The sequence below is a fragment of the Promicromonospora sp. NPDC057488 genome (assembly GCF_042802395.1).
Classification (GTDB): Bacteria; Actinomycetota; Actinomycetes; order Actinomycetales; family Cellulomonadaceae; genus Promicromonospora.
Genome location: NZ_JBHVEG010000024.1, coordinates 1 through 25,237 on the forward strand (window position 1 = coordinate 1; position 25,237 = coordinate 25,237).

The window sequence follows — 25,237 nt, forward strand, 5'->3', positions numbered from 1 at the left end:
AGCTTGTCGAGACCTGGGTCTCGACAAGCTCGACCACCGGGGGCTGCTACTCAGGTCCGACGACGCCCACGCGTGCCGCCCGGACCACCTTGTCGCCGATCTTGTACCCGGGCTCGACCACGAGGTTGATCGTGGCAGCCGTCGAGTCCGCGTCGGTCGAGTGCATGAGCGCCTCGTGCAGGTTGGGGTCGAACTCCTCCCCCACCTTGCCGAACCGCTCGACGCCGAACTTCTGCAGGCTCTGGTCGAGCTTCTCGGCGATCGCGGCCATCGGGCCGCTCAGCTCGCCGTGCTGCTTGGCGCGCTCGACGTCGTCGAGCACGGGCAGCAGGGCCGCCAGCACGTCCTGCACGCCCCGGTCCCGCGCAGCGTCCTGGTCGCGCAGCGCCCGGTTGCGGTAGTTCGTGAAGCTGGCCCGCTCGCGCTGCAGCGCGTCCAGGTGCTCCGCGGCCTCGGCCTGGGCCTTGAGGACCGCGGACGCCTCGGCGGCGTCACCGGAGGGCTCGAAGTCGAGCCCGGCCAGCGGGTCGACCGACGAGTCCCCCTGGGCGGGGGTCGCGGCGGACTCGTCCGCGGCGTCGTCCGCCGGAGCGGGCTCCGCCGGACGCGCCTCGTCGCCGGAGGCGTTCACCTTGCGCTTGTCCGTGAACTGGAAGGGGTGCTCCCCCGAGCCCTCGGGCTCGGGGGGTCCCTGCTGGTGCTCGTCCGTCACTTGCGCTCGTCCTCGTCGTCCACGATCTCGGCGTCGACGACGTCCTCGTCCTTGGCGGACTGGGCGTTCGCCGGCTGCGGGTTGCCGTCGGCACCCTGCGCCGCGGGCTGCTCGGCCGCGTACAGGGCCTCGCCGATCTTCTGCGACGACGCGCCGAGCTTCTCGTACGAGCTCTTCACGGCGTCGGCGTCCTCAGCCTCGAGCGCGGCCTTCACGGCGGCGATGTCGGTCTCGACCTCGGTGACGACCTCGGCCGGGAGCTTGTCGCGGTTGTCCGCGATCTGCTTCTCCATGGAGTACGCGAAGGCCTCGGCCTGGTTGCGGGTGTCCGCCTCCTCGCGCCGCTTCTTGTCCTCCTCGGCGTGCAGCTCGGCGTCCTTGACCATGCGGTCGATGTCGTCCTTGGGGAGCGCGGAGCCGCCCGTGATCTTCATCGACTGCTCCATGCCCGTGCCGCGGTCCTTGGCGGACACGTGCACGATGCCGTTCGCGTCGATGTCGAAGGTGACCTCGATCTGCGGCACGCCACGCGGCGCCGGCGCGATGCCGGTGAGCTCGAAGACGCCCAGCGGCTTGTTGTCGCGGGTGAACTCGCGCTCGCCCTGGAACACCTGGATCGCCACGGACGGCTGGTTGTCGTCGGCCGTGGAGAAGACCTCGCTGCGCTTGGTCGGGATCGCGGTGTTGCGCTCGATGAGCTTGGTCATCACGCCACCCTTGGTCTCGATACCGAGGGACAGCGGGGTGACGTCGATCAGCAGGACGTCCTTGCGGTCACCGGAGATGACACCGGCCTGCAGCACGGCGCCGACGGCGACGACCTCGTCCGGGTTCACGCCCTTGTTGGGCTCGCGGCCACCGGTGAGCTCCTTGACGACCTCGGTCACGGCGGGCATGCGGGTGGAACCACCCACGAGCACCACGTGGTCGATGTCGGACACCGAGATGCCGGCGTCACGGATCACGGCGTGGAACGGCGCCTTGGTGCGGTCGATGAGGTCCTGCGTCATCTGCTGGAACTGAGCTCGCGTGAGCTTCTCGTCCAGGTGGATGGGGCCGTTCTCGCTCATCGAGAGGTACTGCATCGAGATGTTGGTGCTCGTCGCGGACGAGAGCTCCTTCTTGGCCTGCTCGGCGGCCTCACGGAGGCGCTGCAGGGCGATCTTGTCCTTCGACAGGTCGACGCCCGAGGAGTTCTTCACCTGCTTGATGAGGTGCTCCACGACGCGCTGGTCCCAGTCGTCACCACCGAGGCGGTTGTCACCGGAGGTGGCGCGCACCTGGATGGTCGAGAAGTCGTCCTCGTCCTTGCCCACCTCGAGCAGGGAGACGTCGAACGTGCCGCCACCGAGGTCGAAGACGAGGATGAGCTCGTCCTCCTTGCCCTTCTCCAGCCCGTAGGCGAGGGCGGCCGCGGTGGGCTCGTTGACGATGCGCTTGACGTCGAGGCCGGCGATCTGGCCGGCGTCCTTGGTCGCCTGGCGCTCGGCGTCGTTGAAGTACGCCGGGACCGTGATGACGGCCTCGGTGACGGGCTCGCCCAGGTACTCCTCGGCGTCACGCTTGAGCTTGCCCAGGATGCGGGCCGAGATCTCCTGCGCGGTGTACTTCTTGTCGTCGATGTCGACGGTCCAGTCCGTGCCCATGTGGCGCTTGACCGAGGAGATGGTGCGGTCCACGTTGGTGACGGCCTGCCGCTTGGCGACCTCACCGACCAGGACCTCGCCGGTCTTGGAGAACGCGACCACCGAGGGGGTGGTCCGCGAGCCCTCCGCGTTGGCGATGACGGTGGGCTCCCCACCCTCGAGGACCGCCACCACCGAGTTCGTCGTTCCGAGGTCGATACCTACTGCGCGTGCCATGTCTGCTGCCTTCCTACGACAGATTGAGTCTGCTGCACTCAACTTAAGCCGGAGCTCGCGAGGAAGCAAGCTGACGCTCGTAAAGTTGAGCCTACTTCACTCAACTACGGCGGGGGCGAAATAGTTCCCGGCGGGATTATCGTGACGCCATGCCCTTCGAGACCCTCCTGACGGACGACGTCACGCTGCGCGAGCTCAGCAAGGACGACGCCGACGCGCTCGCCGACGCCTACGTCCGCAACCGCGAGCACCTCGCGCCCTGGGAGCCCGAGCGGCCCGAGGAGTTCTACACCGCGGACTGGCACCGAGAGCGCCTGTGGACGCAGGTCCTGGACAACTCGACGGGCCGCGCGCTGCACACCGTGCTGGAGTCGGGCGGGCAGATCGTGGGCCGGCTGAACCTCACCGACGTCGTGCACGGGGCCTTCGAGAACGGGCACCTCGGCTACTGGCTGGACGCCGGGTTCACCGGGCGCGGCCTGATGACGCGGGCCGTCGGGGCGATGGTGGCCCACTCCCGGGACGAGCTCGGCCTGCACCGCCTCCAGGCGGCGACCCTGCCGCACAACACGGCGTCGCAGGCCGTGCTGACCCAGGTCGGGTTCGAGCGGATCGGGTTCGCGCCCAGCTACCTCAAGATCGCCGGCGAGTGGCAAGACCACGTCGTGTTCCAGCTCATCCTGCACGGCTGACCCGGCCCGGACGGCACGCGGGACACGTCGCCGCCCGGGCTGTTTCACCCGTGTCAACAGGCGCGACGCCCTGACCTGCGGTACACAGGGGTGCACGGCCGAGGCCACAGGGGGTGGGGCATCGGACGAGTACCCCGCGGGCCAGCCCGCGGGTGCCTGATGCCCGGGACTCCCGGGCCCCGACCGGGGGAGACCACCATGGCAAGCATCCACGGGAGCTCGTTGTCGATCGCGCTCCTGACAGCGCTGCTCGATCCCGAGGAAGACGGCCTCAGATCACCTCACGTCCAGGACCTGCTGCAGGAGGCGCTCGAGACGCGCGAGGACGCACGCGACGTGATCGTCGCGCTGCTCGCGTCGTCCGGGTCGATGCTGCGGCAGATCAGCTACCACAACGAGCAGGAGCCGCTGGAGTCCCTGCAGAAGGTGGCCCTGGGCTTCCAGCGCAAGGTGGTTCAGCTCCCCAGCTGAGTCAGCCCTGGGCGGCCCGGGCCGCCACCTGCTCGGCATCCCGGAGCACCCGCAGCACGTTGCCGCTGGTGAGCTTGCCGAGGTCGGCGTCCGACCAGCCCCTGTCGGCCAGCGCCGCCAGCAGCCGGGGATAGCCCGTCACGTCCTCCAGCCCCTCGGGCAGGTTGGGCGTGCCGTCGTAGTCGCCGCCGAGGCCCACGTGGTCGACGCCGGCGACCTCACGCACGTGCTCGACGTGCGCGACGACGTCGGACAGCGTGCTGCGCGGCTGCGGGTGGTCGGCCCGCCAGCGCGCCATGAACGGCTCGAACGCGCCGAGGTCGGTGTTCCTGATGCCCTCGGCCGCGGCGGCCTCGGCGCCCGCGGCCCGCCACTCCGCGACGGCCGACGACACGAACTGCGGCACGAAGGTCACCATGCAGACGCCGCCGTTGGCCGCGAGGGCACCGAGGACGTCGTCGGGCACGTTGCGCGGGACGTCGCAGACGGCGCGGGCGCTGGAGTGGCTGAAGATCACCGGTGCCGACGTGGCCCGCAGCGCGTGCCGCATGGTGCCCGCCGACGTGTGCGAGAGGTCGACCAGCATGCCGATGCGGTTCATCTCGCGCACCACGTCCTCGCCGAAGGGCGAGAGGCCGCCGAGCACCTCCTCGTCGGTGGCCGAGTCGGCCCAGGGCACGTTGTCGTTGTGCGTGAGGGTCATGTAGCGCACGCCGAGCACGTGGAGCATGCGGAGCACACCCAGGGACTCGTCGATCGAGTGGCCACCCTCGGCGCCCATCAGGCTGGCGATGCGGCCCTCTCGCCACGCCTGCTCGACGTCGGCGGCGGTCCGGGCCAGCCGCAGGCTCTCCGGGTACTTCCCGACCATGCGGTGCACGCAGTCGATCTGTTCGAGCGTGGCCGTGACGGCGGCGCCGCCCTGCAGCGTGGAGGGCACGTAGACGGACCAGAACTGGGCGCCGACGCCGCCGTCGCGCAGGCGCGGCAGGTCGGTGTGGGTGGTGGTGAGCCGCTGCGCGATGTCGACCGCGTCCAGGTCGTAGGACGACTGCTCGCGCAGCTCCCACGGGAGGTCGTTGTGCCCGTCCCAGACGGGGTGCTTCTCGAGGAGCGCGGCGAGGCGGTCTGCGGTCGTCATGCGGGTGACGCTACCTCGCCGTCCGGACCCGTCTGAGCCGGTCGCGGATCTCGTGGACGGTCAACGCCTCGCCCGCGCGGCGCACCAGCCGCCCCGACAGGTCGTCCACGAAGTCCAGGTCGGTCGACTCGGTGAGCACCGTCGTGTACCCGGCCCGTGCCTCGTCCGCCTGCCGCGACGCGGCGGCGCTGTCCAGGAACCCGCCCGTGGCGATGCAGCCGACGGCGACCCCGGCGGGCACGAGCCCCCAGACCCAGAGCATCGGTTCCACGAACAGCACGGCCAGGACGACGACCGAGGCGACGATCCCGGTCAGCGTGCAGGCGAGGGACCGGTTGGACAGCACGACCTCGGACGGTCCGGGGAGCAGCTCACGCCTGATGTCGGGGTGCCAAGCATCGGACAAGGTGCCTCCAGGTCGCCGGACGCCAGAGTACCCAGTACCGGGAAACGTGTCAGACGTGCAGATCACCGGGGTGACCTGCACGTCTGACACGTCGTGGGGCGGGAAGCGTCAGTTGATCCGCGTCCAGGCGCAGCCGGCGGTCGCGAAGCCGTACGCGGAGGTCGGCAGCGTGATGGACGTGGGTTCCGTCACCTCACCGCTGTCGATCACTCCGGGCTCGCCGTAGAAGCCCTCGTAGAAGGCGTACGTGCACGGTGTGCCCGGGTCGGCCGGACCGGTGGTGGAGTACTCGCCGCGGTTGATGTGGTCGCCGAGGACGTAGTTGCCGTTCGCGGCCGTCGAGTCGGCCGTCTTGACCATCCCCGGGTAGTACTTGATCCAGACACCGCAGGCCTCGTTCGTCCAGACGCTGTAGTCGGTGGGCAGGATGGTGAACATGCGCTGGCCCGAACCGGTGTCCCGGGCGAGCTCGGTCCCGTTGTTGCGCTGGCGGCCCCAGGTGCAGTCGCCGGAGCCGGCCTGCGCGATGTAGGTCGTCGCGACGACGCCGCGCGTCTCCTTCCCGACGTAGAACGACTCGTCCGTCCCGTCGTCCTTCCACCGCACGGCCGACGCCAGCACCTCGGCGGTCGGGGCGCTGCGCCGCAGCACCGTGCCGTAGCCCGCCCGATAGGTGCGCACGGTAACCGTGATCTCCTTCTGGTACTCGGCACCCTTCAGCGTGTACTTCGACGTCGTGGCCCCGGCGATCGCCCGCCCGTCGGCGTACCACTGGAACGAGAACGACGACGGCGAGGGCGACCAGGTGCCGCGCGTCGCCGTGAGCGTGGAACCCACGCGCTTGGTGCCGGAGATCACCGGGTTCGGCGACTTCGAGTACGCGGCTCCGACCCGTGCGGCAGGGGACCGGAGCGACGCGTCGAGGTACCCGGGCTCCTTCACGGTCGCGCTGACCGTGAGCTCGTGGCCCCTCCACTCGGGCCGCACCGTCAGCGTGCTCTTCGTCGCGCCCCGGATGGACTCCCCGTCGAGCCGCCACCGGTAGGAGACGGAGTCGGGCGTGGGCACGGCCGGCGGCCGGGCGACGGTCAGCGTGGCACCGGGTGTCGCGCTGCCGACGATCGCCGGCCGCGGCGGGGAGATGTGCCCACGCGAGACAAAGGTCGTGCGCCCGCTGGTCCGGCTCACCGGGGCGTAGCCCGTCCGGGAGCCGTCGAGCCGGACGGTGAGCCGCTTGGCGTGCTGCGCCGCGGTCGGCGTGAAGGCGAACCCGGTCGCGCCGCTGATCGCCACGCCGTCCGCGAACCACTGGTAGGTGAAGGTGGTGCCGGACGTCCACGCACCCGCGTGCGCCTTGATCGTCTTGCCTACCTGGACGGCGCCCACGATCGTCGGCGTCGACGCCTCCAGCGGGGGGTCGTCGACGGCCGCGGGCACAGCCGCGCCCGTCACGGTGGCCAGGGTGCCCGGCGCGGCGACGGCGACGGCGGGCGTGACGAGGAGCGTCAGAGCCGTGGCTGTGGCCAGGGTCCTGGAGAGACGTCGTATGAGTGGATGCATGACCGATACTCCTTGCTCGGGGACGTTCAGGATGCTTGTGGCGCTGAGCTCACCTTTGGCAAGACTCTTCACGAACGTAGCCCTCCCGGCCGGTGTTCACCTCGTAAAGTCCGAAGAGATCACCCGGTCAGCTGATGCGCTGCCAGGTGCAGCCGACGGTCTCGAAGCCGGTCGCGGACGACGGCATCGTGATGGTCGTGGCCTCCGGCACCACGCCGCGGCTGATCACCGAGGCGCCCTTGCCCTCGAAGTCCCGGTAGAAGACGTACTCGCACGGGATGTCGGCGTCGGCCGGGCCCGAGGTTGAGTACACCCCGCGTTCGAGGTGGTCACCGAGGACGTAGATGCCGTTCGCGGCGGTCACGTCGCTCGGCCGGACCATCCCGGGGTAGTACTTGATCCAGAGGCCGCAGCTCTCGCTCGCCATGATGTTGGTGGTGCGGGCCTGCACCGTGAGCATCCGCTGCCCCGATCCCGCGTCGAGACCGAGTGGTCCGCCGAACTGGTTCTGCACCCAGCGGCACTCCGCCGAGCCGGCCTGTGCGATGTAGGTCGTGCCCGCCGGCCCCGGCGAGACGGCGGTCTCCTCGCCCTCACCCCGCCACCGCAGGGCCGAAGCCAGCACCTCGGCGGTCGCCGCGCTGCGCCGCACCGTGGTGCCCCAGCCCGCCCGGTAGGCGCGCACCGACACGGTGATCTTCTTCTGGTAGTCGCTGCCCTTCAGCGCGTACTTCGACGTCGTGGCCCCGGAGATCGGGCGGCCGTCGGCATACCACTGGAAGGAGAACGACGACGGCGTCGGCGACCAGGTGCCGCGCGTCGCCGTGAGCGTCGAGCCCACGCGCTTCGTGCCGGAGATGACCGGGTTCGGAGACTTCGAGTACGCGCCCCCGACCCGCGAACCCGCGGACGTGACGGTCGTGTCCTTGTACGCGGACGCCTTCACGATCACGCGGACCGTGATGACCTTGCCCTTCCAGGCGGACAGCACGGTCAGCGTGCTCTTCGTCGCGCCCTGGACGGGCTGGCCGTCGAGCATCCACTGGTAGTAGACCCAGTTGGCAGCGGGCACGGACGGGGGCCGGGAGACCGTGAGCGTGGCACCCGGCGTCGCGCGGCCGAGGATCAGCGGGCTGGGCTGGGAGATCAGTCCCGTCGCGACAGGGGCGGTGGGCTCGCTCTCCCAGAGGCCCGCGACATAGCCCTTCAGGAAAGGGGTGAGCGTGACGGTGAGCTGAGCGCCGTGCTGCTCCCGGGTCGGGGTGAACGTGGGCCCGTTCGCGCCGTCGATCTCCTCGCTGTTCGCCCTCCACTGGTACTGGAAGGTGGTGCCGGACGGCCACGTGCCCGCGAGCGCACGGAGCGTCGAACCCACCTGGACGGTGCCGCTGATCGTCGGGGTCGACCCCTCCAGGTGGCCGTAGGAGATCTCGGGCGTCTCCGCGCTCGTCACCGTGGTGGGGATGCGGCCGTCGGCCGTGCCCGTGACGGTCACCGTGACGTACTTGCCCTCGTCGGCACCGGTCGGCGTGTAGGTCGTCCCCGTGGCGCCGGAGATCGCCCTGCCGTCCCTGCGCCACTGGTAGGCGAACGAGGCGGCGGGCGTCCAGGCGTCGGTGGTCACGGTCAGCGGCACGCCCACCCGGTAGTCGTCGCCCGAGATGACGGGTGCCGGCGTGGCCTCGAACTCCTCCTCGTCCTGGGTCAGCCGGTACGCGGCCAGGACGTCGAGCCTGCCCTCGCCCCAGACGTTGTTGTCGTCGGCCGTGCCGCCGCAGCTCGTGTCGTTCTCGTCATGGGCGGAGGCATCGAGGATCGCCCGGGTCGCCGGCACGTCGCCGACGAGCCCGGGAACGGCGTCCGGTAGTCGTCGCCCGAGATGACGGGTGCCGGCGTGGCCTCGAACTCCTCCTCGTCCTGGGTCAGCCGGTACGCGGCCAGGACGTCGAGCCTGCCCTCGCCCCAGACGTTGTTGTCGTCGGCCGTGCCGCCGCAGCTCGTGTCGTTCTCGTCATGGGCGGAGGCATCGAGGATCGCCCGGGTCGCCGGCACGTCGCCGACGAGCCCGGGAACGGCGTCCCAGAGCAGCGCGACCGCGCCCGCGACGTGCGGCGCGGCCATCGACGTGCCGTTCAGGTACGCCGTGCCGGTCCGGGTGGTCGACAGCACGTGGACGCCCGGCGCGGCGATGTCCGGCTTGACGGTGCCGCTCTGGCCGGGGCCGCGCGACGAGAAGGGCGCGATCACGCCGTCCATGTCGTACGCGCCGACGCCGTAGTTGACCAGCCGCGAGGCCGGGCTGCCCGCCGAGGTGCAGCCGGCCTCCCCGGCGTTGCCGTTGGAGAAGGTCGAGAAGATGCCCGCCGCCTCCCAGGCCGTGATCACGTTCTCCATGAAGGGGTCGGTCGAGAACTCGGCGCCCCAGGAGTTGTTGACCACGTGCGGCCGGCGGTCCGGGTCGGGCGTCGGCTCCGAGGAGGCCTGGTCGTACGGGGCCAGGATCCACTGGGCGGCCGCGACCAGGTTCTCGTCCGACAGGTCGTCCCCGACCCCGGCGGCGATCCACTGCGCGCCCGGCGCGACACCGACCGCCCGCTCCACGCCTTCCCTGACGACGGTGCCGCCCACCATGGTGCCCATGGTGTGGGTGCCGTGGCTCACCTCGTTGGTGTCGTGCGGGTAGTACAGGCCGTCGGCCGAGAAGTAGTTGTAGGCGTTCGGGTTGCTGGCCCCGGCACCGCGGTACTTCTCCGACAGGGCACTGTGCGGGGCGACCCCCGAGTCGAGGTTGGCGACGACGACGCCGTCACCGGTGAAGCCCTCCGCCCACATGTCGTCCGCGTTGATGGCGCCGATGCCCCACGTCGTCAGGCCGTCCGCCTCCGCCGCGGCGACGTCGGCCGCGTGGGGCACCTTCACGGGCTCCGGCACGCTGTACCGCACCGTCGGTCGGACCTCGACGACGTCGCCGTCCGCCGCGAGCTCGACCGCCTGGTCGAACGTCCCGTCCTCGACGAGTATCGCGTTGGCGGCCCAGTACGAGGTGTACTCGGCGCCCGCCTTCTCCAGCTCGGCGATCGTGCCCGCCTGGGCCTTCTCGGCCGCCGCCGTGAGCGCGTCGTAGACGTACCGGCCGCGCTCGGACCAGACGGTGATCCCCTCGGCCGCCTCCAGGTCCGGCTCCTCGTCGAACCGCAGCCAGAAGTCGGTGGTGCCACGCGCCGCGAAGGTCTGCTCCGCGGCGCGGCTGATCTTGTCCGCCGGGTCGGTGGCGGGGGCGGTGCCAGTGGTGCTGTCCGTGGGCGTCGCGGCGACGGTGCCGCGCGCCTCGTCGTCGGAGTCCGGCGCGGCGATCGCCGCCGCCGGCGGAACGAGGAGCACCAGGGCGGTGGCCGAGGCCAGCGCGCTGGACAGAGTTCGGGTGCGTCGTTGCATGGACTCTCCAGACTGAGGCGCCCGGCGTACCGGACGCGCTGGGCCTGCGCTCGGCAGGAGATGTCCCGAGAACGTAACGCTGCCGCACGGTCAAAGTCCCGATAACTCCCGGGAAATCACCCGGTAGCGCTCAGCCGCCGCGGAGGCCGAGCTTCGCGGAAAAGCACCCGGGAGCCGCGCCGAGACAGGCTCGGTGCGGCTCCCGGACTCCCGGTCGGTCCTCCGGTCAGCCGATGCGCTTCCAGGCGCAGCCGGCCGTCTCGAACCCGGTCGCGGACGACGGCATCGTGATGGTGTGGGCCGACGACACCTCGCCCTGGCTGACCACCGCGTCCAGTCCGGAGAAGCCCTTGTAGAAGGTGTAGCGGCACGAGGTCTCGGCGTCCGCCGGCCCCGTCGTGGAGTACACCCCGCGCTCCAGGTGGTCGCCGAGGACGTACATACCGTCCGCGGCCGTCGAGGTGCCCGCCTTGGCCATCCCGGCGTAGTACTTGATCCAGATGCCGCAGCTCTCGCTCGCCCAGACGCTGTCGTCGGTGCTCACCACCCTGAACAGCCGCTGGCCCGACCCGAGGCTGTGGCCGAGCACCTTGGTGGGAGACTGCCGCCCCCATTCGCAGTAGGCCGAACCCGCCTGCGCGATGTACGTGGTCGGAGCCACGCTGTCCGACCCGACCAGCCAGGCGTACTCGTCGTCGCCCCGCCACCGCACGGCCGACGCCAGCACCTCGCTGGTCGCCGCGCTGCGCCGCAGCACCGTGCCGTAGCCCGCCCGGTAGGTGCGCACGGTAACGGTGATCTTCTTCGCGTAGTCGCTGCCCGTGAGCGTGTACCTGGACGTCGTGGCTCCCGAGATCGGCTGCCCGTTCGCGTACCACTGGTAGGAGAACGACGACGGCGTGGGCGACCAGGTGCCGCGCGCGGCCGTGAGCGTGGAGCCCACCCGCGTGGCGCCGGAGATCACCGGGTTCGGAGACTTCGCGTGCTTCCCGCCCACCCGCACGCTCGGAGTGGTGACGGACTTCGTCGTGTACCCGGACTGGCTCACGGTCACGCCGACCGTGATGAGGCGGCCCTTCCACTCAGACCGCATGGCCAGCGTGCTCCGCGTCGCGCCCCGGATGGCCGTGCCGTCGAGCCGCCACCGGTAGGTGACCGAGCTCGGGGCGGGGGTGGACTGGGGCCGGGAGACGGAGAGCGTGGCACCGGGCGTCGCCGGACCCACGATCACGGGTGCGGACTGCGAGAACACGCCCGTGGCGACAGCTGCGGAGGCCCCGCTGGTGCGGGTCGCCCCGCTGTAGCCCGCCCGGGAGCCGTTGAGCCGGACCGTGAGCTTCTTGCCCTGCTGGGACGCCGTCGGCGTGAAGGAGAACCCGGTGGCACCGCTGATCGCCGAGCCGTCCGCGTACCACTGGTAGGTGAAGCGGGTGCCCGACGTCCACGAGCCCGCGAGCGCCCGGAGCGTGGAGCCCACGCGGACGGTGCCGTCGATCGTCGGGGTCGACGCCGTCAGGGTGCCGGCAGTGATCTCGGGCGTCTTGACGCTCGTCGTCGAGGTGGGCGTGCGGCCGGAGGCGGAGCCGACGACGGTGACCGACAGCTCGGCACCGAGGTCGGCGTCGTCCGGGGTGTAGGTCGACTTGGTCGCCCCCGCGATCATGTCGCCGTCCAGGTCGTCGGTGGGGTCCACGTCCCGGCGCCACTGGTAGGTGAACGTCGCGGCCGGGCTCCAGGCGCCGACCGTCGCGGTCAGCGGCTTGCCCACCTCGTACGTGCCGGAGACGGTCGGCACGGTCGTCGTGTCGAACGCCGACTCCTGCGCGAGCTCGTAGGCGGCGAGGACGTCGAGCTTGCCCTCGCCCCACACGTTGTTGTCGTCGGCGGTGCCACCGCAGGTCGTGTCGTTCACGTCCCGCGCCGTCCCGTCCAGGATGGCGCGGGTCGCCTGCACGTTGCCGACCAGCTCGGGGACGGCGTCCCACAGCAGTGCCACGGCGCCCGCGACGTGCGGGGCGGCCATGGAGGTGCCGTCGAGGTAGGCCGAGCTCGGCGACGTGTAGGTCGACAGGACGTTGGCTCCCGGGGCGGCGATGTCGGGCTTGACCGTCCCGCTCTGGCCGGGGCCGCGCGCGGAGAACGAGGCGATGGAGCCGCTCTGGGTGAAGGCGCCGACGGAGTAGTTGACGGTCCGCGAGCCCGGGCTGCCGGACGACTGGCAGCCGGCCTCGCCGGCGTTCCCGTTGGCGAAGGTCGCGAAGATGCCCGCTGCCTCCCACGCCGTCATGACGTCCTCCATGAACGGGTCGGTCGAGAAGTCCGCGCCCCAGGAGTTGTTGACCACGTGCGGCCGCATGGCAGGGTCGGGGGCCGGGTCGGTCCAGCCCTGGCGGAACGGGGCCAGGATCCACTGGCCGGAGGCGATCAGGTCATCGTCCTGCCACCCGTCGCCACCGCCCGCGGCGGCGATCCACTCGGCGCCGGGGGCGACGCCGACGGCGTGGTTCGCACCGCCGTTGCTCACCGTGCCGCCGACCATGGTGCCCATCGTGTGGGTGCCGTGCCCGTCGTCGTCGTGCGGGTACAGGCCGCCGTCGACGGAGAAGTAGCTGTAGGCGTCGAGCTCGCTGGAGCCCTGGCCGCGGTACTGCCCGGCCAGCGCGGCGTTCTCGCCGTCGACGCCGGTGTCGATGTTGGACACCACGATGCCCTCACCGGTGAAGCCCCGGTTCCACATGTCGTCCGCGTTGATCGCGGTGATGCCCCAGGTCGGGGTCCCCGCCGCCGACGGCGCGACGTCCGCGGCGTCGACCACCTCGACCGGCTCCGGCGCCTCGTAGTGCGCCGTCGGCCGGATCTCCAGGACCTCGTTGTCGGCGGCCAGGTCCGTGGCCAGGCCGAGCGAGGCGTCCTCGACGAGGATCGCGTTCGTGGCCCAGTAGGACGTGTACTCGATGCCCGACTTCTCGAGCTCCGCCACGGCGTCCTTCTGGGCGGCCTGCGCCGTCGCGAGGAGCGTCTCGTAGACGTACTCGCCGCGCTCGGACCAGCTGGTGATGCCGCCGGCCGCGGACAGGTCCGCGGTGTCGGCGAACCGCAGCCAGAAGGTCGTGTCGCCGGGAGCGGCGAACGCCTTCCGGGCGGCGGGCGTGATCTTGTCCGCCGGGTCGGCGGGGGCGAGCCTCGGGGCCGGCTGCGCGGCGCCCGGCAGGGGCCGTACGGCGACGCTGCCGGAGCCCTCCGGGTCGGGGTCGGGAGCGGCGAACGCCGTTCCGGGTGCTGCCAGCAGTGCCAGCACGGTGGCCGTGGCCAGGGTCCTGGTACGTGCTCGGGGGCGAGGATGCATGTGCTCTCCAGGCTGGGGCGCCCGGGGTACCAAGGCGCACTGAAACCTGCGCAAGGCAGGGATGTGTCGCGAAAGTACCGTTATCGAGGCGCAAAAGTCCGAAGAATCCCAGATCTCACCCGGGTGATTCTCAGCCTTCGTGCCGCCCCCGCAGCCGGTCGATCTCGCGCCGCTCGCGCTTGGTGGGGCGCCCGGTGCCCCGGTCGCGCAGGCCGACCGCCTCCCGCTCCACGCGCGTGGGCAGCGCGGGGCTGTGGTCCAGGTAGGCCTTGGCCGCGATCGGCGCGCCGACGCGCTTGGGCAGCAGCTCGACCACCTCGACGATCCGGTCCCGGAGCGGGTCGCGCCAGGTCACGCTGTCGCCCACCGCCACGGCCGACGACGGTTTGGCCACCTTGTCGTTGATCCGTACCCGGCCGCTCCGGCACAGCTCGGCGGCGACGGACCGGCTCTTGGTCAGCCGGACCGCCCACAGCCAGACGTCGATGCGCATCGGCCCATCCTCCCACCCGGTCCGGCCCTCAGGCGGACGGCTGGTACTCGAACCGCTCGACGGTGACGACCCCGGTCGACGGCGCGCCGTTGCTCGTCGCGACCAGGCCCAGCCACACCCCCAGGAAGCCACCTGCCGAGACGCTGTCGAGGGCGCGCCCGTCGGCGGTCGCGACCGGGGTCGGCAGCTCCTCCCCGACCCCCGCGAGCAGGACGTAGTCCTGCCCGCGTGCCTGCACGGCCAGGGTGACGGGGGCGTCGCCCGCGGGCAGCGGCCGCTCCCCGAGCACGGTGGCCACGCCCGCCCGGTGGTGCACCGCGAGCACCCGGCGGTCGTCGGTGTCGAGCGCACCCGCCACGACCAGCAGCACGTGGTCCCGTTCGGACTGGCGCACCGCGAGACCCGCGTGCTCGTCCGGCCCTGCCGGGTCGAACCGCAGCACGGTCCGCACCGTGACGTCCTGGTGCTGCTGGCGCACGCCCAGGAAGGCCGGCGTCGCCGCATCCGTCAGGTTCTGCGGGCGCACGCGCAGCAGCCAGCCGTCGCCGTGCGGCTCGGCGAAGTCGGCGGGGCCGCGCAGACCGGTCCACCGCAGGTCGCCGGGCAGCACCGGTCCGGCGGGCGGCCAGGCGGCACGCGGGCCGGCAGCCACGCCGTCCGCCCGGACACCGTCCGGCACCTCCACCACCGCCGGTACGCGGCCCTGCCCCGGCGCGAAGACCGGCCAGCCGTCCTCCCACGTCACGGGTACGAGGAACGTCTCCCGGCCGAGGTTGTAGTGGTAGCCGCCGTACGGGCGCATGGCGAGCAGCACGGCCCACCACGAACCGTCGGGCGCCTCCACCAGGTCGGCGTGCCCGACGCCGACGACGTCCACGTCCCGCCCCAGGTGCCGGTGGGTCAGCACCGGGTTGGCCCGGTTGCCGACGTACGGGCCGGTCACCGACTCGGAACGGGCCACGGAGATCGCGTGGTGGAACTCGGTGCCCCCTTCGGCAGCGAGCAGGTAGTACGTCCCGTCCACCCGGTAGAGGTGCGGCCCCTCCGCCCACACGGCACCCAGCACCGCGCCCCGCCAGAGCACGTGCTCGGGTCCGGTCAGCCGCATCGTGGCCGGGTCGAGCTCGCGCAGCCAGACCTCCGTCTGGTCGTGCCACTGCGGTTCGCGGGCAAGGCGGGTCCCGTGCAGCCAGACCCGGCCGTCGTCGTCGAAGAACAAGGAGGGGTCGATACCGTCCTCGTCCAGCCACACGGGGTCGGACCACGGCCCCGCCGGGTCGGTCGCGGTCAGCACGAAGTTGCCGCCCCGCGAGCTGTCCCGCTGGTCCACAAGGGTGCAGACCAGCCAGAACACCCCGTCGCGGTGCCGCAGCGTCGGCGCGTACAGCCCGCCCGACGACGCGATCCCCTGCATGTCGAGCTGCCCCGCCCGGTCGAGCGCGTGGCCGATCTGCTCCCAGTGCACCAGGTCGCGGCTGCGGAACACCGGCAGACCGGGAAAGTACTCGAACGTCGAGTTGACGAGGTAGTACCACGCCCCGACCCGACAGATCGTCGGGTCGGGGTAGCAGCCCGGCAGGACGGGGTTGCGGACAACCGTCACGGCGCCACGGTGGTGTCGACCCACCGCCGGTCCGACGTCGTGACCTCGTGCACGTCGCCCGTGATGGTGACGAGCCGGCGGGCCGACGGCGGCAGGACGGGCACGGAGTCGTTCGGCTCGTCCAGGTCGGCGATGCCCTCGGCCACCACCCTGACAACGTTGTCAGCCGCATGCGCGCCGACCCAGACCTCGACGTCCCCGGGCTCGACGATCCGCACCATCTTGCGGTCGCTGAACGCGAACCGCGTGGTCGGCACGTCGAACGCGATGGTCGTCGACTCCCCCGGCGCCAGGTCCACCCGGTGGTAGCCGAGCAGCTGCGTCGTGGGCCGTGCCACCGAGCTCACCACGTCGTGCCCGTAGAGCTGCACGACGTCGGAGCCGGCCACCTCGCCCGCGTTCGTCACCACGACGACGGCGCGGAACGTGCCGCCCGCCTCGACCGACGGGTCCACGGACACGAGCTCACGCTCGAACGTCGTGTACGACAGCCCGAACCCGAAGGCGCGCACCGGCGTGGAGTCGGTCGACGTCACCTCGGACGCCCCGCCCAGGATCGGGTGCAGGTACGAGTACGGCTGCGCGCCCGACGAGCGCGGCAGCGACACGGGCAGGCGCCCGGACGGGTTGACCCGGCCCGAGAGCACGCCCGCGAGCGCCGAGCCACCCTCCTCGCCCGGGAAGAACGCCTGGAGGACGGCGCCGGGCGTGCGCCCGCCGGACCCGTCGCCGTCGAGCGCCCAGCCGATGGCGTAGGGGCGGCCGGTGAGCAGCACCATGACGACGGGCCTGCCGGTGGCGAGCACCGCCTCGACGAGTTCGCGCTGCACGCCGGGCAGGTCGAGCGACTCGCTGTCGTTGCCCTCGCCCACGGTGCCGCGGCCGAACAGGCCGGCCTGGTCGCCCACCACGACGACCGCCACGTCGGCGGCCTCCGCGGCGGCGACCGCCTCGGCGAACCCGGAGGTGTCGTCGCCCTCGACGTCGCAGCCGCGCGCGAAGGTGAGCTCGGGCGCGTCCGGGCCGCCGAGCTCCGTGGCCAGGGCCTCGGCCAGGGACGGGATCTCGAACCCGGCCGGGACACCGGGGTGGTGCGCCAGCACGTGGTTGGCGAACGAGTAGCAGCCCATCAGGGCCTCGGGACGGTCCGCGTTGGGCCCGATCACGGCCACGCGGGCCGGCTTGTCGTGCCAGGACCCGAACGGCAGCACGCCGTCGTTCGCCAGCAGCACCACCGACTCCTCGGCGAGGCGCCGGGCGACGTCGCGGTGCGCGGGCGAGTCGACGTCCACGACGGCGGGCGGCTCGTCCTCGTACACATCCGGCTCGAGGAGGCCGAGCTCCTCCTTCTGCTTGAGCGCGCGCAGCACGGCCCGGTCCACCACCTCGACCGGTACGTCGCCGTCCTTGACGAGCGCGGTCAGCGGTTCGAGGTACGCGTCGCCGGAGGGCAGCTCGACGTCGACGCCGGCCTGCAGGGCCGCCGCGGCGGCGGCGCCCCGGTCGGCGGCGATCGCGTGCATCACGCTGAGGAACGCGACGCCGAAGTAGTCGGCGACGACGACGCCGTCAAACCCCCACTTCTCGCGGAGCAGCTCGGTGAGGTACTCGCCGGAGGAGTGCATCGGCACGCCGTCGACGTCGTTGTACGAGGCCATGACGGACCGCACGTCGCCGTCGACCACGGCCATCTCGAAGGGCGGCAGGAAAACGTCGGCGATCTCGCGCGGGCCCGCGCTCACCGGGGCGTGGTTGCGCCCCGCCTTGGAGGCGGAGTAGGCGACGAAGTGCTTGAGCGTGGCGTGCACGCCCGCGCCCTGCATGCCGCGGACGTACGAGGTGCCGACCGTGCCGACGAGGTACGGGTCCTCGCCGATGCACTCGTCGACGCGGCCCCAGCGGGGGTCGCGGACGACGTCGAGCACCGGCGCCAGGCCCTGGTGGATGCCGAGCTCCTTCATGGAGTCGCCGATGAGCCGGCCCATCTCCTCGACCAGCTCCGGGTCGAACGACGCGCCCCAGGCGAGCGGCGTCGGGAAGGTCGCCGCCTTCCAGGCCGCGAGGCCGGTGAGGCACTCCTCGTGGACCAGCGCGGGGATGCCGAGGCGCGTCTCGCGCTTGATCCGGCGCTGCTCGGCCCAGAGCCACGCGGCGCGCTCGGCCGGGTCCACGGGCCGCGTGCCGTACACGCGGGTGTAGTGCCCCAGCCCGTGCCGGGTGATGTCCGGGAGCGCGGTGGTGCCCTGGCCGCCCGCCATCTCGCCCTGCATCGGGGCCACGACGTTGCCGCCCTGGTCCAGCCAGTACCCCACAAGCTGTGCGAGCTTCTCCTCGAGCGTCATCTGGGCGTGCAGCTCACGCACGCGTTCCGACACCTCGGGCATCGCCCGAAGCGCCACCGGCAGCTCCGTCATGAATTTCCTTCCTCGACCTGCTTGTACGACCTGCTTGTACGACCCTGTGCGGAGGTGGCGCGGCGCGGCCGCGCCCGGTCAGCCCTTCACGGCTCCGGTGAGGCCGCCGACGATGCGCCGCTCGAACAGCGAGAAGAAGATCAGCGCGGGGATCATCGACAGCGACGTGAAGGCCAGCACGCGCGCGGTGTCGACCGAGTACTGCGACGCGAACGCCTGGACGCCGAGCGGCAGCGTGTACGACAGCTCGTCGTTCAGGATGAACAGCGGCAGCATGTACGAGTTCCACGACGCGACGAACGCCAGGATGCCGACCGTGATGACGCCGGGCAGCGACAGCGGCACGACCATCCGGAAGAAGAACCCGATGCGGCTCGCGCCGTCGATCGAGGCCGCTTCCTCGATCTCCTTCGGGATGGCACGCAGGAACGGCACCAGGATGATGATCGTGGTCGGGAGTGCGAACGCGATCTGCGGCAGGACGATCCCGCCCATGGTGTTCATGAGGCCCAGGTCACGGATCAGGATGTACAGCGGCGTGATCGCGACCGTCATGGGGAACATGAGACCGGCCGCGAACAGCGAGTACATGGCCGCGTTGAGCTTGAAGTCGTACCGCGCCAGCACGAAGCTGACCATGAGCCCGAGCGCCACCACGCCGACGGTGGTGAGGATGCCCGCCACCGCCGAGTTCGCGACCTGGCGCCAGAACACCTCGCTCACGAGCACGCTGACGTAGTTCTCGACCACCCACGGCGCGGGCAGGCCCGACGGGTCAGTGGTGATCTGCGCGTTCGTCCGGAACCCGCCCAGGATGATGTAGAGCACGGGGGCGATGCAGATGCCGACGAACAGGAACGCGACGACGTAGGTCATCGGGCTTCCCCAGGCGACCTTCGGCTGCCGGCGGAGCGCCTGCCCGGTCGTGGTGGGGGCTTGGAGCAGCGTCGCCATCACTTCTTCCCTTCCGTGAGCGCACCCTCGGTGTCCCGGCGCAGCACGTAGCGCTGGTAGACCAGCGCGATGACCAGCGAGATCAGGAACAGGACGACGGCGACAGCGTTGCCGTAACCGAAGTTCCCGGCCAGGCGCCCGTTCAGGACCATGTAGGTCGCCATCGTCGACGTACCGGCGGTGGCGGAGATGTACTGGCCCCAGATGATGTAGACGAGGTCGAAGAGCTGGAGCGAGCCGATGATCGACAGGAACGCCCAGATACGGAGCGTCGGCCCGAGCAGCGGCAGCGTGATCGTCCGCTGGATCTGCCAGTACGAGGCGCCGTCGATCGCCGCCGCCTCCGAGAGCTCCTCGGGGATGCTCTGCAGGCCCGCGAGGAACAGGATCACGGCGAAGCCGATGTACTTCCAGCTGATGATGATCATCAGGGACCAGAGGGCGATCTTGGGATCGGACAACCAGTCGACGGCCAGGAACCCGAGGCCCATCTTCTCGAACAGGTCGTTCACCGCACCGGAGCTCTGCAGCAGCAGGCTCCAGCCGGTACCCACGATGACCTCGGAGATCACGTACGGCACGAAGATCAGGACCCGGATGATCGAACGCCCGCGGATCTTCTGGTTCAGCAGGAGCGCCAGCGCGACGGCCGCCGGCCCCTGCAGGATCAGCGAGAGCACCACGATGTAGCCGTTGTGCAGGAGCGCGTCGTGGAAGGCCGAGTCCCGGAAGATCGTCAGGTAGTTGTCCAGCCCGACGAACTCGGTCGGCGGCCCGTAGCCCTTCCACTTGAAGAACCCGTAGTAGGCCGCCAGGAAGACGGGGAAGATGACGAACGCGAGGAACACGACGATGGCAGGGCCCGAGAGCACCGTGATCTCGAGCGTCTTGCGCCAGTCGGTCCGCCTGCCCCACCGCGGCCCGGGGGCCGGGGACGGCGTCTGCACGCCGCCCCCGCCCGCCGTGGGACCCTCAGGCGAGGCCGTCCTGGTTGTCGAGCTCTCGCCCAGGGAGTGAGTCATCTGGCTCGTTACTCCATCGCGGCCGCGGCGTTCACGGCGTCGACGATGCTCTGCGGGGTGCCGTCGCCGGCCAGCATCTCCACGACGCCGGCGTTGAGCGCGTTGCCCACGTTCTGGCCGTAGAGCGTGTCCAGCCAGACGGAGACGTACGGTGCCTCGTTGTAGGCCGCCAGCACGGACTGCAGCGCGGGGTCGGTCACGACCTCCTGCGCCTCCTTGCTGGCCGGCAGGGTCACGAAGGCCTCGGCGTAGTTCTCCTGGTACTCCTTCTGCATGAAGAAGTTCAGGAAGTCGGCGCACTCCGGCGGAGCCTCGACGAAGCAGGAGTAGCCGTCGACGCCGCCCATGAACGCGGCCGGGTCGCCGTCACCGCTCGCGGTGGCCGGGAACGGGAACCAGCCGAGGTCCTTCAGCGGCTTCTGGTCCGGGGTCAGCCCCGCGATGACGCCCGGGTCCCAGGCACCCATGAGCTCCATGGCGGCCTTGTGGTTCGCGATGAGGCCCGCCGAGGAGCCGGCGCCCTGCTGGGCGGTCGCCGTCAGGTAGCCGTTCTGGAACGGCTCGGTGTCGGCGAGCGCCTGCAGGTCCTCGCCGGCCGCGATCCAGCAGTCGTCGTCGAAGCTGCGGGACTGCGCCGCGGTCTCGAGCGTCTCCTGCGAGCACTCGCGGAGCGCGAAGAAGTAGAACCAGTGGGCGGCAGGCCAAGCGTCCTTGGCGCCCAGGGCGATCGGGGAGATGTCCTTGTCCTTCAGGGCGGACACCGCGTCGTCCAGCTCGTCGACGGTGGTCGGCGTCTCGGTGATGCCGGCCTCGTCGAACAGGTCCTGGCTGTAGAACAGGCCACCCGGCAGGATGGCGGTCGGCATGCCGTAGACCTTGCCGTCGACGGTGAAGGCGTCGAAGCCGGCGCCGACGTTGGTCTTCGTCGCCTCGTCGATCGAGTCGGTGAGGTCCATGATCTGGCCGGCCTCGACGACGTCGGCCAGCTTGCCGCCGCCGCGCGCCATGAAGATGTCCGGTGCGTCGCCCGAGTTGAGGGCGGTCTGCAGCTTGCCGTCCATGTCCTCGTTCTGGATCGACTGGACGTCGATCGTCACACCCGGGTTGGCCTCCTCGAAGGCGGCGACGGTGTCTTCCCAGAACGCCTTGCCCGGCCCGGTGGTGGAGTTGTGCCAGAAGGTCATCGAGACCTCGCCGTCCGAACCTCCCTCATTGCCCCCGCCACCCGAACAAGCCGTGGCCAGCAGGGCAACGGTGGCACCCAGGGCAACGATGCCCGAGGCCCGCGTTTTCCTCATCATTGTGGAACCCCTTGTAAGTCGTCATCGACGGTTGGCAGGAGCCTGCCTCTACGACGGACCACGGAGTCCGTCAACCAGGAGAGTGTCAGGAGCGCCATCGTTTCGTCAAACGGTTTCGATATCGATTTCGAAACGGCTCGGCCCGGCACACGGACCGCCCCGCCCGGATGTACTGTCTCTTCCGTGCACAGTGGGACAGGCTCACCCGGGTCCACCGCCGGACCGGGTGACGGCGTGCGGGACGACCCCGAGATCCTCGGGCAGTCCGGCACCGACGAGCGCGCGACCGGCCGCGCCACCATCACCGACGTCGCGCGCGTCGCCGGAGTCTCGGTCGCCACCGTGTCGAAGGTCGTCAACGGCCGGTACGGCGTGGCGGCTGCCACCGCCGAGCGCGTGCTCGCCGTCGTGGCCGACCTCGGGTACGAGTCGTCGCTGGTCGCGCGCAGCCTGCGCCGCCGGCAGACCAACGTGATCGGCGTGCTCGTGGCCGAGTTCGAGCCGTTCAGCACCGAGCTCCTCAAGGGCATCTCCGCCGCGATCGCCGGCACGGGCTACGAGCTCCTCGCCTACTGCGGCGACGCCGGCCGCTCGGACCACGTGGGCTGGGAGCGCCGCTCGCTGTCGCGCCTCGCCGGCACGCTGATCGACGGCGTGGTCATCGTGACACCCACGCTCGCCCTCCCGCAGCACGACGGCGTCCCGATCGTCGCCATCGACCCGCACACCGGGCCCACGGGCCCGGCCACCGTCGACTCCGACAACCTGGGCGGCGCCCGCACCGCGACCGAGCACCTCATCGGCCTGGGCCACACGCGCATCGGCTACCTGGGCGGACGCGCCGACCTGGAGTCGGCCCGCCTGCGCGAGCTGGGCTTCTTCGAGGCGATGAACGCGGCGGGCCTGACGCCGGACCCCAGCCTGGTGCTGGAGGGCGGCTACCGCCCCGACCGCTCCGACCGGCCCACGCACGACCTGCTCGAGCGCCCCGACCGGCCCACGGCCGTCTTCGCCGCGAACGACCTGTCCGCGATCCACGTCATCCAGGTGGCCCAGGAGCTGGGCCTGCGCGTGCCGGAGGACCTCTCGGTCATCGGGTTCGACGACGTCCCCGAGGCCGCCGGGTGCACGCCACCCCTGACCACGGTGGCGCAGTCCCTGCACGAGATGGGCGCCGAGGCGCTCCGCATGGTCATCTCGATGCTGGAGTCCGGCCCGTCGGCCGGGCACCACACCCGGCTGCCCACGCGGCTGGTGCAACGTTCGAGCACGGCGCCACCTGGGGTGTAGGGCCTAGCCCGCCAGCAGCCCCGGCAGGACCGGGGTCACCAGACGACCGGCCAGGTCCGGCTCGTCGGCACTCCCGTCGCCCCAGAAGGTGGCCAGGAACGCCTGGTGCAGCGCCGCGCCCACGAGCAGGCGCGCCACGGCCTCGACGTCGGCGTCGGCGCGCACCCGGCCGGCCGCACGTTCTGCCTCCAGGTAGGCCTGCAGCCGGAGCTGCGGCGTCGCCGGGCCTGCCCCCTTCGCCGCGATCGACTCCCGGTGCCGGGCCAGCAGCGTGCTGCTGGAGAAGATCGAGGCCGAGATCGGGAAGCTGTCCACGTAGAAGTCCAGCAGCCCCGACACGAGCCGTTCGAGGTTGGCCGCGACGGTCGCGGCGCCCACGGCGTCGTCGGGCAGGTCGAACCGCGGCAGGCGCTCCTGCAGCACGGCCATGAAGAGGCCCTGCTTGTCGTCGAAGTGCCGGTAGAGCAGCGCCTCCGAGCAGCCGGCCGCGCGGGCGATCTCCTTGGTCGTCGCGTGCGCGACGCCCTGCTCGCGCATCACCCGCGCCGCCGCGTCGAGGATCCGCTCCCGTGTGCTCATGGCAGACATTCTCGCCCCCCGTTCCCTTGACCTGCGGTCCTGGCTCGTGCCACGGTGTAAGTAAGTATTCACTCACCCCCTGCCGAGCACCACCCCAGACCGAGGAGACGTCATGCAGATCGCAGTTGTCGGAGCGAGCGGCCGTACCGGGCGCGAGCTCGTCCGCGTCCTCGCGGCGGCCGGCCACGAGGTGGTCGCCGTCGTTCGCGACCCGTCCCGCCTGACCGGGGCGCCCGGCGAGGTCCGGGTCGCCGAGGCCACCGACGTCGCGGCCCTCGCCGCCGCGTTCGAGGGGGTCGACGCCGTGGCGAGCTGCCTGGGACCGGTCCCCGGCGAGTCGCCGCACGTCCTGCGCGACGGGATCACGGCGGTCGTCGCCGCCATGGAGCAGGCCGGCGTGCGCCGCCTGGTCGCCATCAGCGCGAGCGGCTGGCTGGTCGACGGCGACGACCCGCTCTCCCGCTACGTCGCCAAGCCGATCCTCAAGCGGGCGCTGGCGGTGGCGAACGCCGACCTGGAAGCCATGGAGCAGGTGATCCGGGCCAGCCACGTGGACTGGACGATCATGCGCCCACCGCGCCTCCAGGACCGCCCGGGCACCGGCCGCTACCAGGCCCGGCGGGACGGCAACGTGCGGTGGGCCTGGACCATCGCCCGCCCCGACCTGGCCCTGGCGATGCGCGACGCCCTGACCGACCGGACCGCCGTCGGGCAGGCCATCTCCGTCGCCGCCTGACCCGGGCCCGCACGCCGTCGAAAATCTCTCGCCGCCCGGCGGCGTGCGGGGCACCCTGGTCGTATGACCTCTCCCACCGGCTTCGCGCCCGAGCCGACGACGTGGCGCATCCTTGACGTCGCCCCCGCACCGGCGGCCGACCACCCCGACGCCTGGGCCTACCACGGCATCGCCGCCGTGGACCGGGCCGTCGAGACGGCGAACCTGGGCTACGACGACCTCGCCCGCACCGAGCAGCAGCTCGTCAGCGGCATGCTGCACCAGGAGTACGCCGACAAGCGGCGGTTCGTCGCGGTCCTCGACCGGGCGGACGGTGCCACCCCCACCGTCGACGACGTCGTCGGCTTCGGGCTGCTGACGATGAGCCGCGACCAGAACACCCACACCGCCGACGTCTACGTGGGCGTGCACCCGGAGCACCGGCGCCGCGGCATCGGCAGCGCCCTGGCCGAGCAGGCGGAACGAGTGGCGGCGGACGCGGGCCGGACCACGTTCTTCGGCTGGTCGCTCTCGGCCCGCGAGGCGGCCGAGGGCGAGGACGCTCTGGTGCCCGCCACCGGCGCCGGACGGCTGCCCGCCGACGCCGCCGGCGTGCGGTTCGCGCTGGGCCGCGGGTACACGCTGGAGCAGGTGGAGCGCATGTCGCGCCTCGACCTGCCCGTGGACCCGGAGACGCTGGCCGCCTTCGAGGCCGAGGCGCGGGAGAAGGCCGGCGCCGACTACGTGACCCACACCTGGGAGGGGATCCCCGAGGAGTGGCACGAGGGATACGCCCAGCTCATGACGCGGATGTCCACGGACGTGCCGCAGGGCGAGCTCGACTTCGGCGAGGAGACCTGGGACGCCGAGCGCGTGCGCACCTACCTGGCATCCCGGGCCGACAGCGGCGAGCGCCTGCTGACCACCCTGGTGGTGCACGTCCCGTCGGGCGAGATCGCGGGTGGCACCTCGTTCCTGCTGCAGGACGGCAAGCCGGCGTACGTGTTCCAGGAGGAGACGATCGCGCTCAAGGCGCACCGCGGGCACCGGCTCGGGATGCTCGTCAAGGCCGTGAACCTCCGCGAGCTCGCCGCCCGCTACCCGCAGACGGAACGGGTGCACACGTTCAACGCGGAGGAGAACGCGCACATGCTGGGCATCAACGTGGCCCTGGGCTTCCGCCCGTCGGGCGCGGAGGCCGCCCTGCAGAAGCGCCTCTGACCGTCTCGGACGCAGGAGTT

At 71.5% G+C, this 25,237-nt stretch carries 20 protein-coding genes; 5 read left to right on the forward strand and 15 right to left on the reverse strand.

The features are described from left to right. Nucleotides 1–46: 46 nt before the first annotated feature. Both grpE and dnaK read right to left on the reverse strand, forming a co-directional pair. Nucleotides 47–712, reverse strand: coding sequence for a nucleotide exchange factor GrpE (grpE, locus tag ACFU5G_RS07330; RefSeq protein WP_377242268.1), 666 nt, complete (start codon nucleotides 710–712; stop codon nucleotides 47–49). Next, nucleotides 709–2,574 carry a molecular chaperone DnaK gene (dnaK, locus tag ACFU5G_RS07335; RefSeq protein WP_377242270.1) on the reverse strand — a complete coding sequence of 622 codons (1,866 nt, stop codon included), beginning with the start codon at nucleotides 2,572–2,574 and terminating at the stop codon, nucleotides 709–711. Before dnaK ends, grpE begins: the two co-directional genes overlap by 4 nt. Nucleotides 2,575–2,723: 149 nt before the next feature. On the opposite strand from dnaK, the gene ACFU5G_RS07340 reads away from it, so the two are divergent. Both ACFU5G_RS07340 and ACFU5G_RS07345 read left to right on the forward strand, forming a co-directional pair. Then, the gene (locus ACFU5G_RS07340) at nucleotides 2,724–3,266 is read left to right on the forward strand and encodes a GNAT family N-acetyltransferase (RefSeq protein ID WP_377242272.1); all 543 of its coding nucleotides are present in this window, start codon (nucleotides 2,724–2,726) and stop codon (nucleotides 3,264–3,266) included. A gap of 198 nt (nucleotides 3,267–3,464) precedes the next feature. Beyond that, the gene (locus ACFU5G_RS07345; RefSeq protein WP_026366117.1) at nucleotides 3,465–3,737 is read left to right on the forward strand and encodes a hypothetical protein; all 273 of its coding nucleotides are present in this window, start codon (nucleotides 3,465–3,467) and stop codon (nucleotides 3,735–3,737) included. A gap of 1 nt (nucleotide 3,738) precedes the next feature. Here ACFU5G_RS07345 and ACFU5G_RS07350 read toward each other — a convergent pair whose 3' ends face one another. From ACFU5G_RS07350 to ACFU5G_RS07405, 12 genes are all read right to left on the reverse strand, one after another. Then, entirely contained in the window at nucleotides 3,739–4,878 is a 1,140-nt protein-coding gene (locus tag ACFU5G_RS07350; RefSeq protein WP_377242274.1) for a dipeptidase, read from the reverse strand. Between the two features lie 10 nt (nucleotides 4,879–4,888). After that, nucleotides 4,889–5,284, reverse strand: a complete 396-nt coding sequence (locus ACFU5G_RS07355; protein WP_377242276.1) for a hypothetical protein — start codon at nucleotides 5,282–5,284, stop codon at nucleotides 4,889–4,891. A gap of 108 nt (nucleotides 5,285–5,392) precedes the next feature. Further along, nucleotides 5,393–6,844: a hypothetical protein gene (locus ACFU5G_RS07360; protein ID WP_377242278.1), complete on the reverse strand. Its 1,452-nt coding sequence runs from the start codon at nucleotides 6,842–6,844 to the stop codon at nucleotides 5,393–5,395. A 127-nt stretch (nucleotides 6,845–6,971) separates the two neighbouring features. Next, nucleotides 6,972–8,486 (reverse strand): hypothetical protein, encoded by a 1,515-nt coding sequence (locus tag ACFU5G_RS07365; RefSeq protein ID WP_377242360.1) that lies wholly within the window; start codon nucleotides 8,484–8,486, stop codon nucleotides 6,972–6,974. Between the two features lie 62 nt (nucleotides 8,487–8,548). Further along, nucleotides 8,549–10,279 (reverse strand): S8 family serine peptidase, encoded by a 1,731-nt coding sequence (locus ACFU5G_RS07370; RefSeq protein ID WP_377242280.1) that lies wholly within the window; start codon nucleotides 10,277–10,279, stop codon nucleotides 8,549–8,551. A 226-nt stretch (nucleotides 10,280–10,505) separates the two neighbouring features. Next, nucleotides 10,506–13,625, reverse strand: coding sequence for a S8 family serine peptidase (locus ACFU5G_RS07375; protein ID WP_377242282.1), 3,120 nt, complete (start codon nucleotides 13,623–13,625; stop codon nucleotides 10,506–10,508). A 130-nt stretch (nucleotides 13,626–13,755) separates the two neighbouring features. Further along, a complete protein-coding gene (locus tag ACFU5G_RS07380; RefSeq protein ID WP_377242284.1) occupies nucleotides 13,756–14,118 on the reverse strand; it encodes an RNA-binding S4 domain-containing protein in 363 nt (120 codons plus the stop codon). A 28-nt stretch (nucleotides 14,119–14,146) separates the two neighbouring features. Continuing rightward, the gene (locus ACFU5G_RS07385) at nucleotides 14,147–15,721 is read right to left on the reverse strand and encodes a glycoside hydrolase family 43 protein (protein ID WP_377242286.1); all 1,575 of its coding nucleotides are present in this window, start codon (nucleotides 15,719–15,721) and stop codon (nucleotides 14,147–14,149) included. Beyond that, nucleotides 15,718–18,135 (reverse strand): beta-glucosidase, encoded by a 2,418-nt coding sequence (locus ACFU5G_RS07390; protein ID WP_377242288.1) that lies wholly within the window; start codon nucleotides 18,133–18,135, stop codon nucleotides 15,718–15,720. The genes ACFU5G_RS07385 and ACFU5G_RS07390 overlap by 4 nt, the downstream gene beginning before the upstream one ends. Nucleotides 18,136–18,213: 78 nt before the next feature. Continuing rightward, on the reverse strand, nucleotides 18,214–19,089 hold the full coding sequence (locus ACFU5G_RS07395; RefSeq protein WP_377242290.1) for a carbohydrate ABC transporter permease: 876 nt from the start codon (nucleotides 19,087–19,089) through the stop codon (nucleotides 18,214–18,216). Then, nucleotides 19,089–20,111: a carbohydrate ABC transporter permease gene (locus tag ACFU5G_RS07400; RefSeq protein ID WP_377242292.1), complete on the reverse strand. Its 1,023-nt coding sequence runs from the start codon at nucleotides 20,109–20,111 to the stop codon at nucleotides 19,089–19,091. Before ACFU5G_RS07400 ends, ACFU5G_RS07395 begins: the two co-directional genes overlap by 1 nt. 8 nt (nucleotides 20,112–20,119) lie before the next feature. Next, complete coding sequence (locus tag ACFU5G_RS07405) at nucleotides 20,120–21,412, reverse strand: extracellular solute-binding protein (RefSeq protein WP_377242294.1); 1,293 nt, start codon at nucleotides 21,410–21,412, stop codon at nucleotides 20,120–20,122. A gap of 183 nt (nucleotides 21,413–21,595) precedes the next feature. Between ACFU5G_RS07405 and ACFU5G_RS07410 the strand changes: the two genes are divergently transcribed. Then, the gene (locus ACFU5G_RS07410) at nucleotides 21,596–22,702 is read left to right on the forward strand and encodes a LacI family DNA-binding transcriptional regulator (protein ID WP_377242296.1); all 1,107 of its coding nucleotides are present in this window, start codon (nucleotides 21,596–21,598) and stop codon (nucleotides 22,700–22,702) included. Nucleotides 22,703–22,705: 3 nt separating this feature from the next. Here ACFU5G_RS07410 and ACFU5G_RS07415 read toward each other — a convergent pair whose 3' ends face one another. Then, nucleotides 22,706–23,281, reverse strand: a complete 576-nt coding sequence (locus ACFU5G_RS07415) for a TetR/AcrR family transcriptional regulator (protein WP_377242298.1) — start codon at nucleotides 23,279–23,281, stop codon at nucleotides 22,706–22,708. Between the two features lie 112 nt (nucleotides 23,282–23,393). Here ACFU5G_RS07415 and ACFU5G_RS07420 point away from each other — a divergent pair, with 112 nt between their 5' ends. Next, nucleotides 23,394–24,017 carry an NAD(P)-dependent oxidoreductase gene (locus ACFU5G_RS07420; protein ID WP_377242300.1) on the forward strand — a complete coding sequence of 208 codons (624 nt, stop codon included), beginning with the start codon at nucleotides 23,394–23,396 and terminating at the stop codon, nucleotides 24,015–24,017. A gap of 63 nt (nucleotides 24,018–24,080) precedes the next feature. Continuing rightward, the gene (locus ACFU5G_RS07425; protein WP_377242303.1) at nucleotides 24,081–25,217 is read left to right on the forward strand and encodes a GNAT family N-acetyltransferase; all 1,137 of its coding nucleotides are present in this window, start codon (nucleotides 24,081–24,083) and stop codon (nucleotides 25,215–25,217) included. The last annotated feature ends 20 nt before the right edge of the window (nucleotides 25,218–25,237 follow it).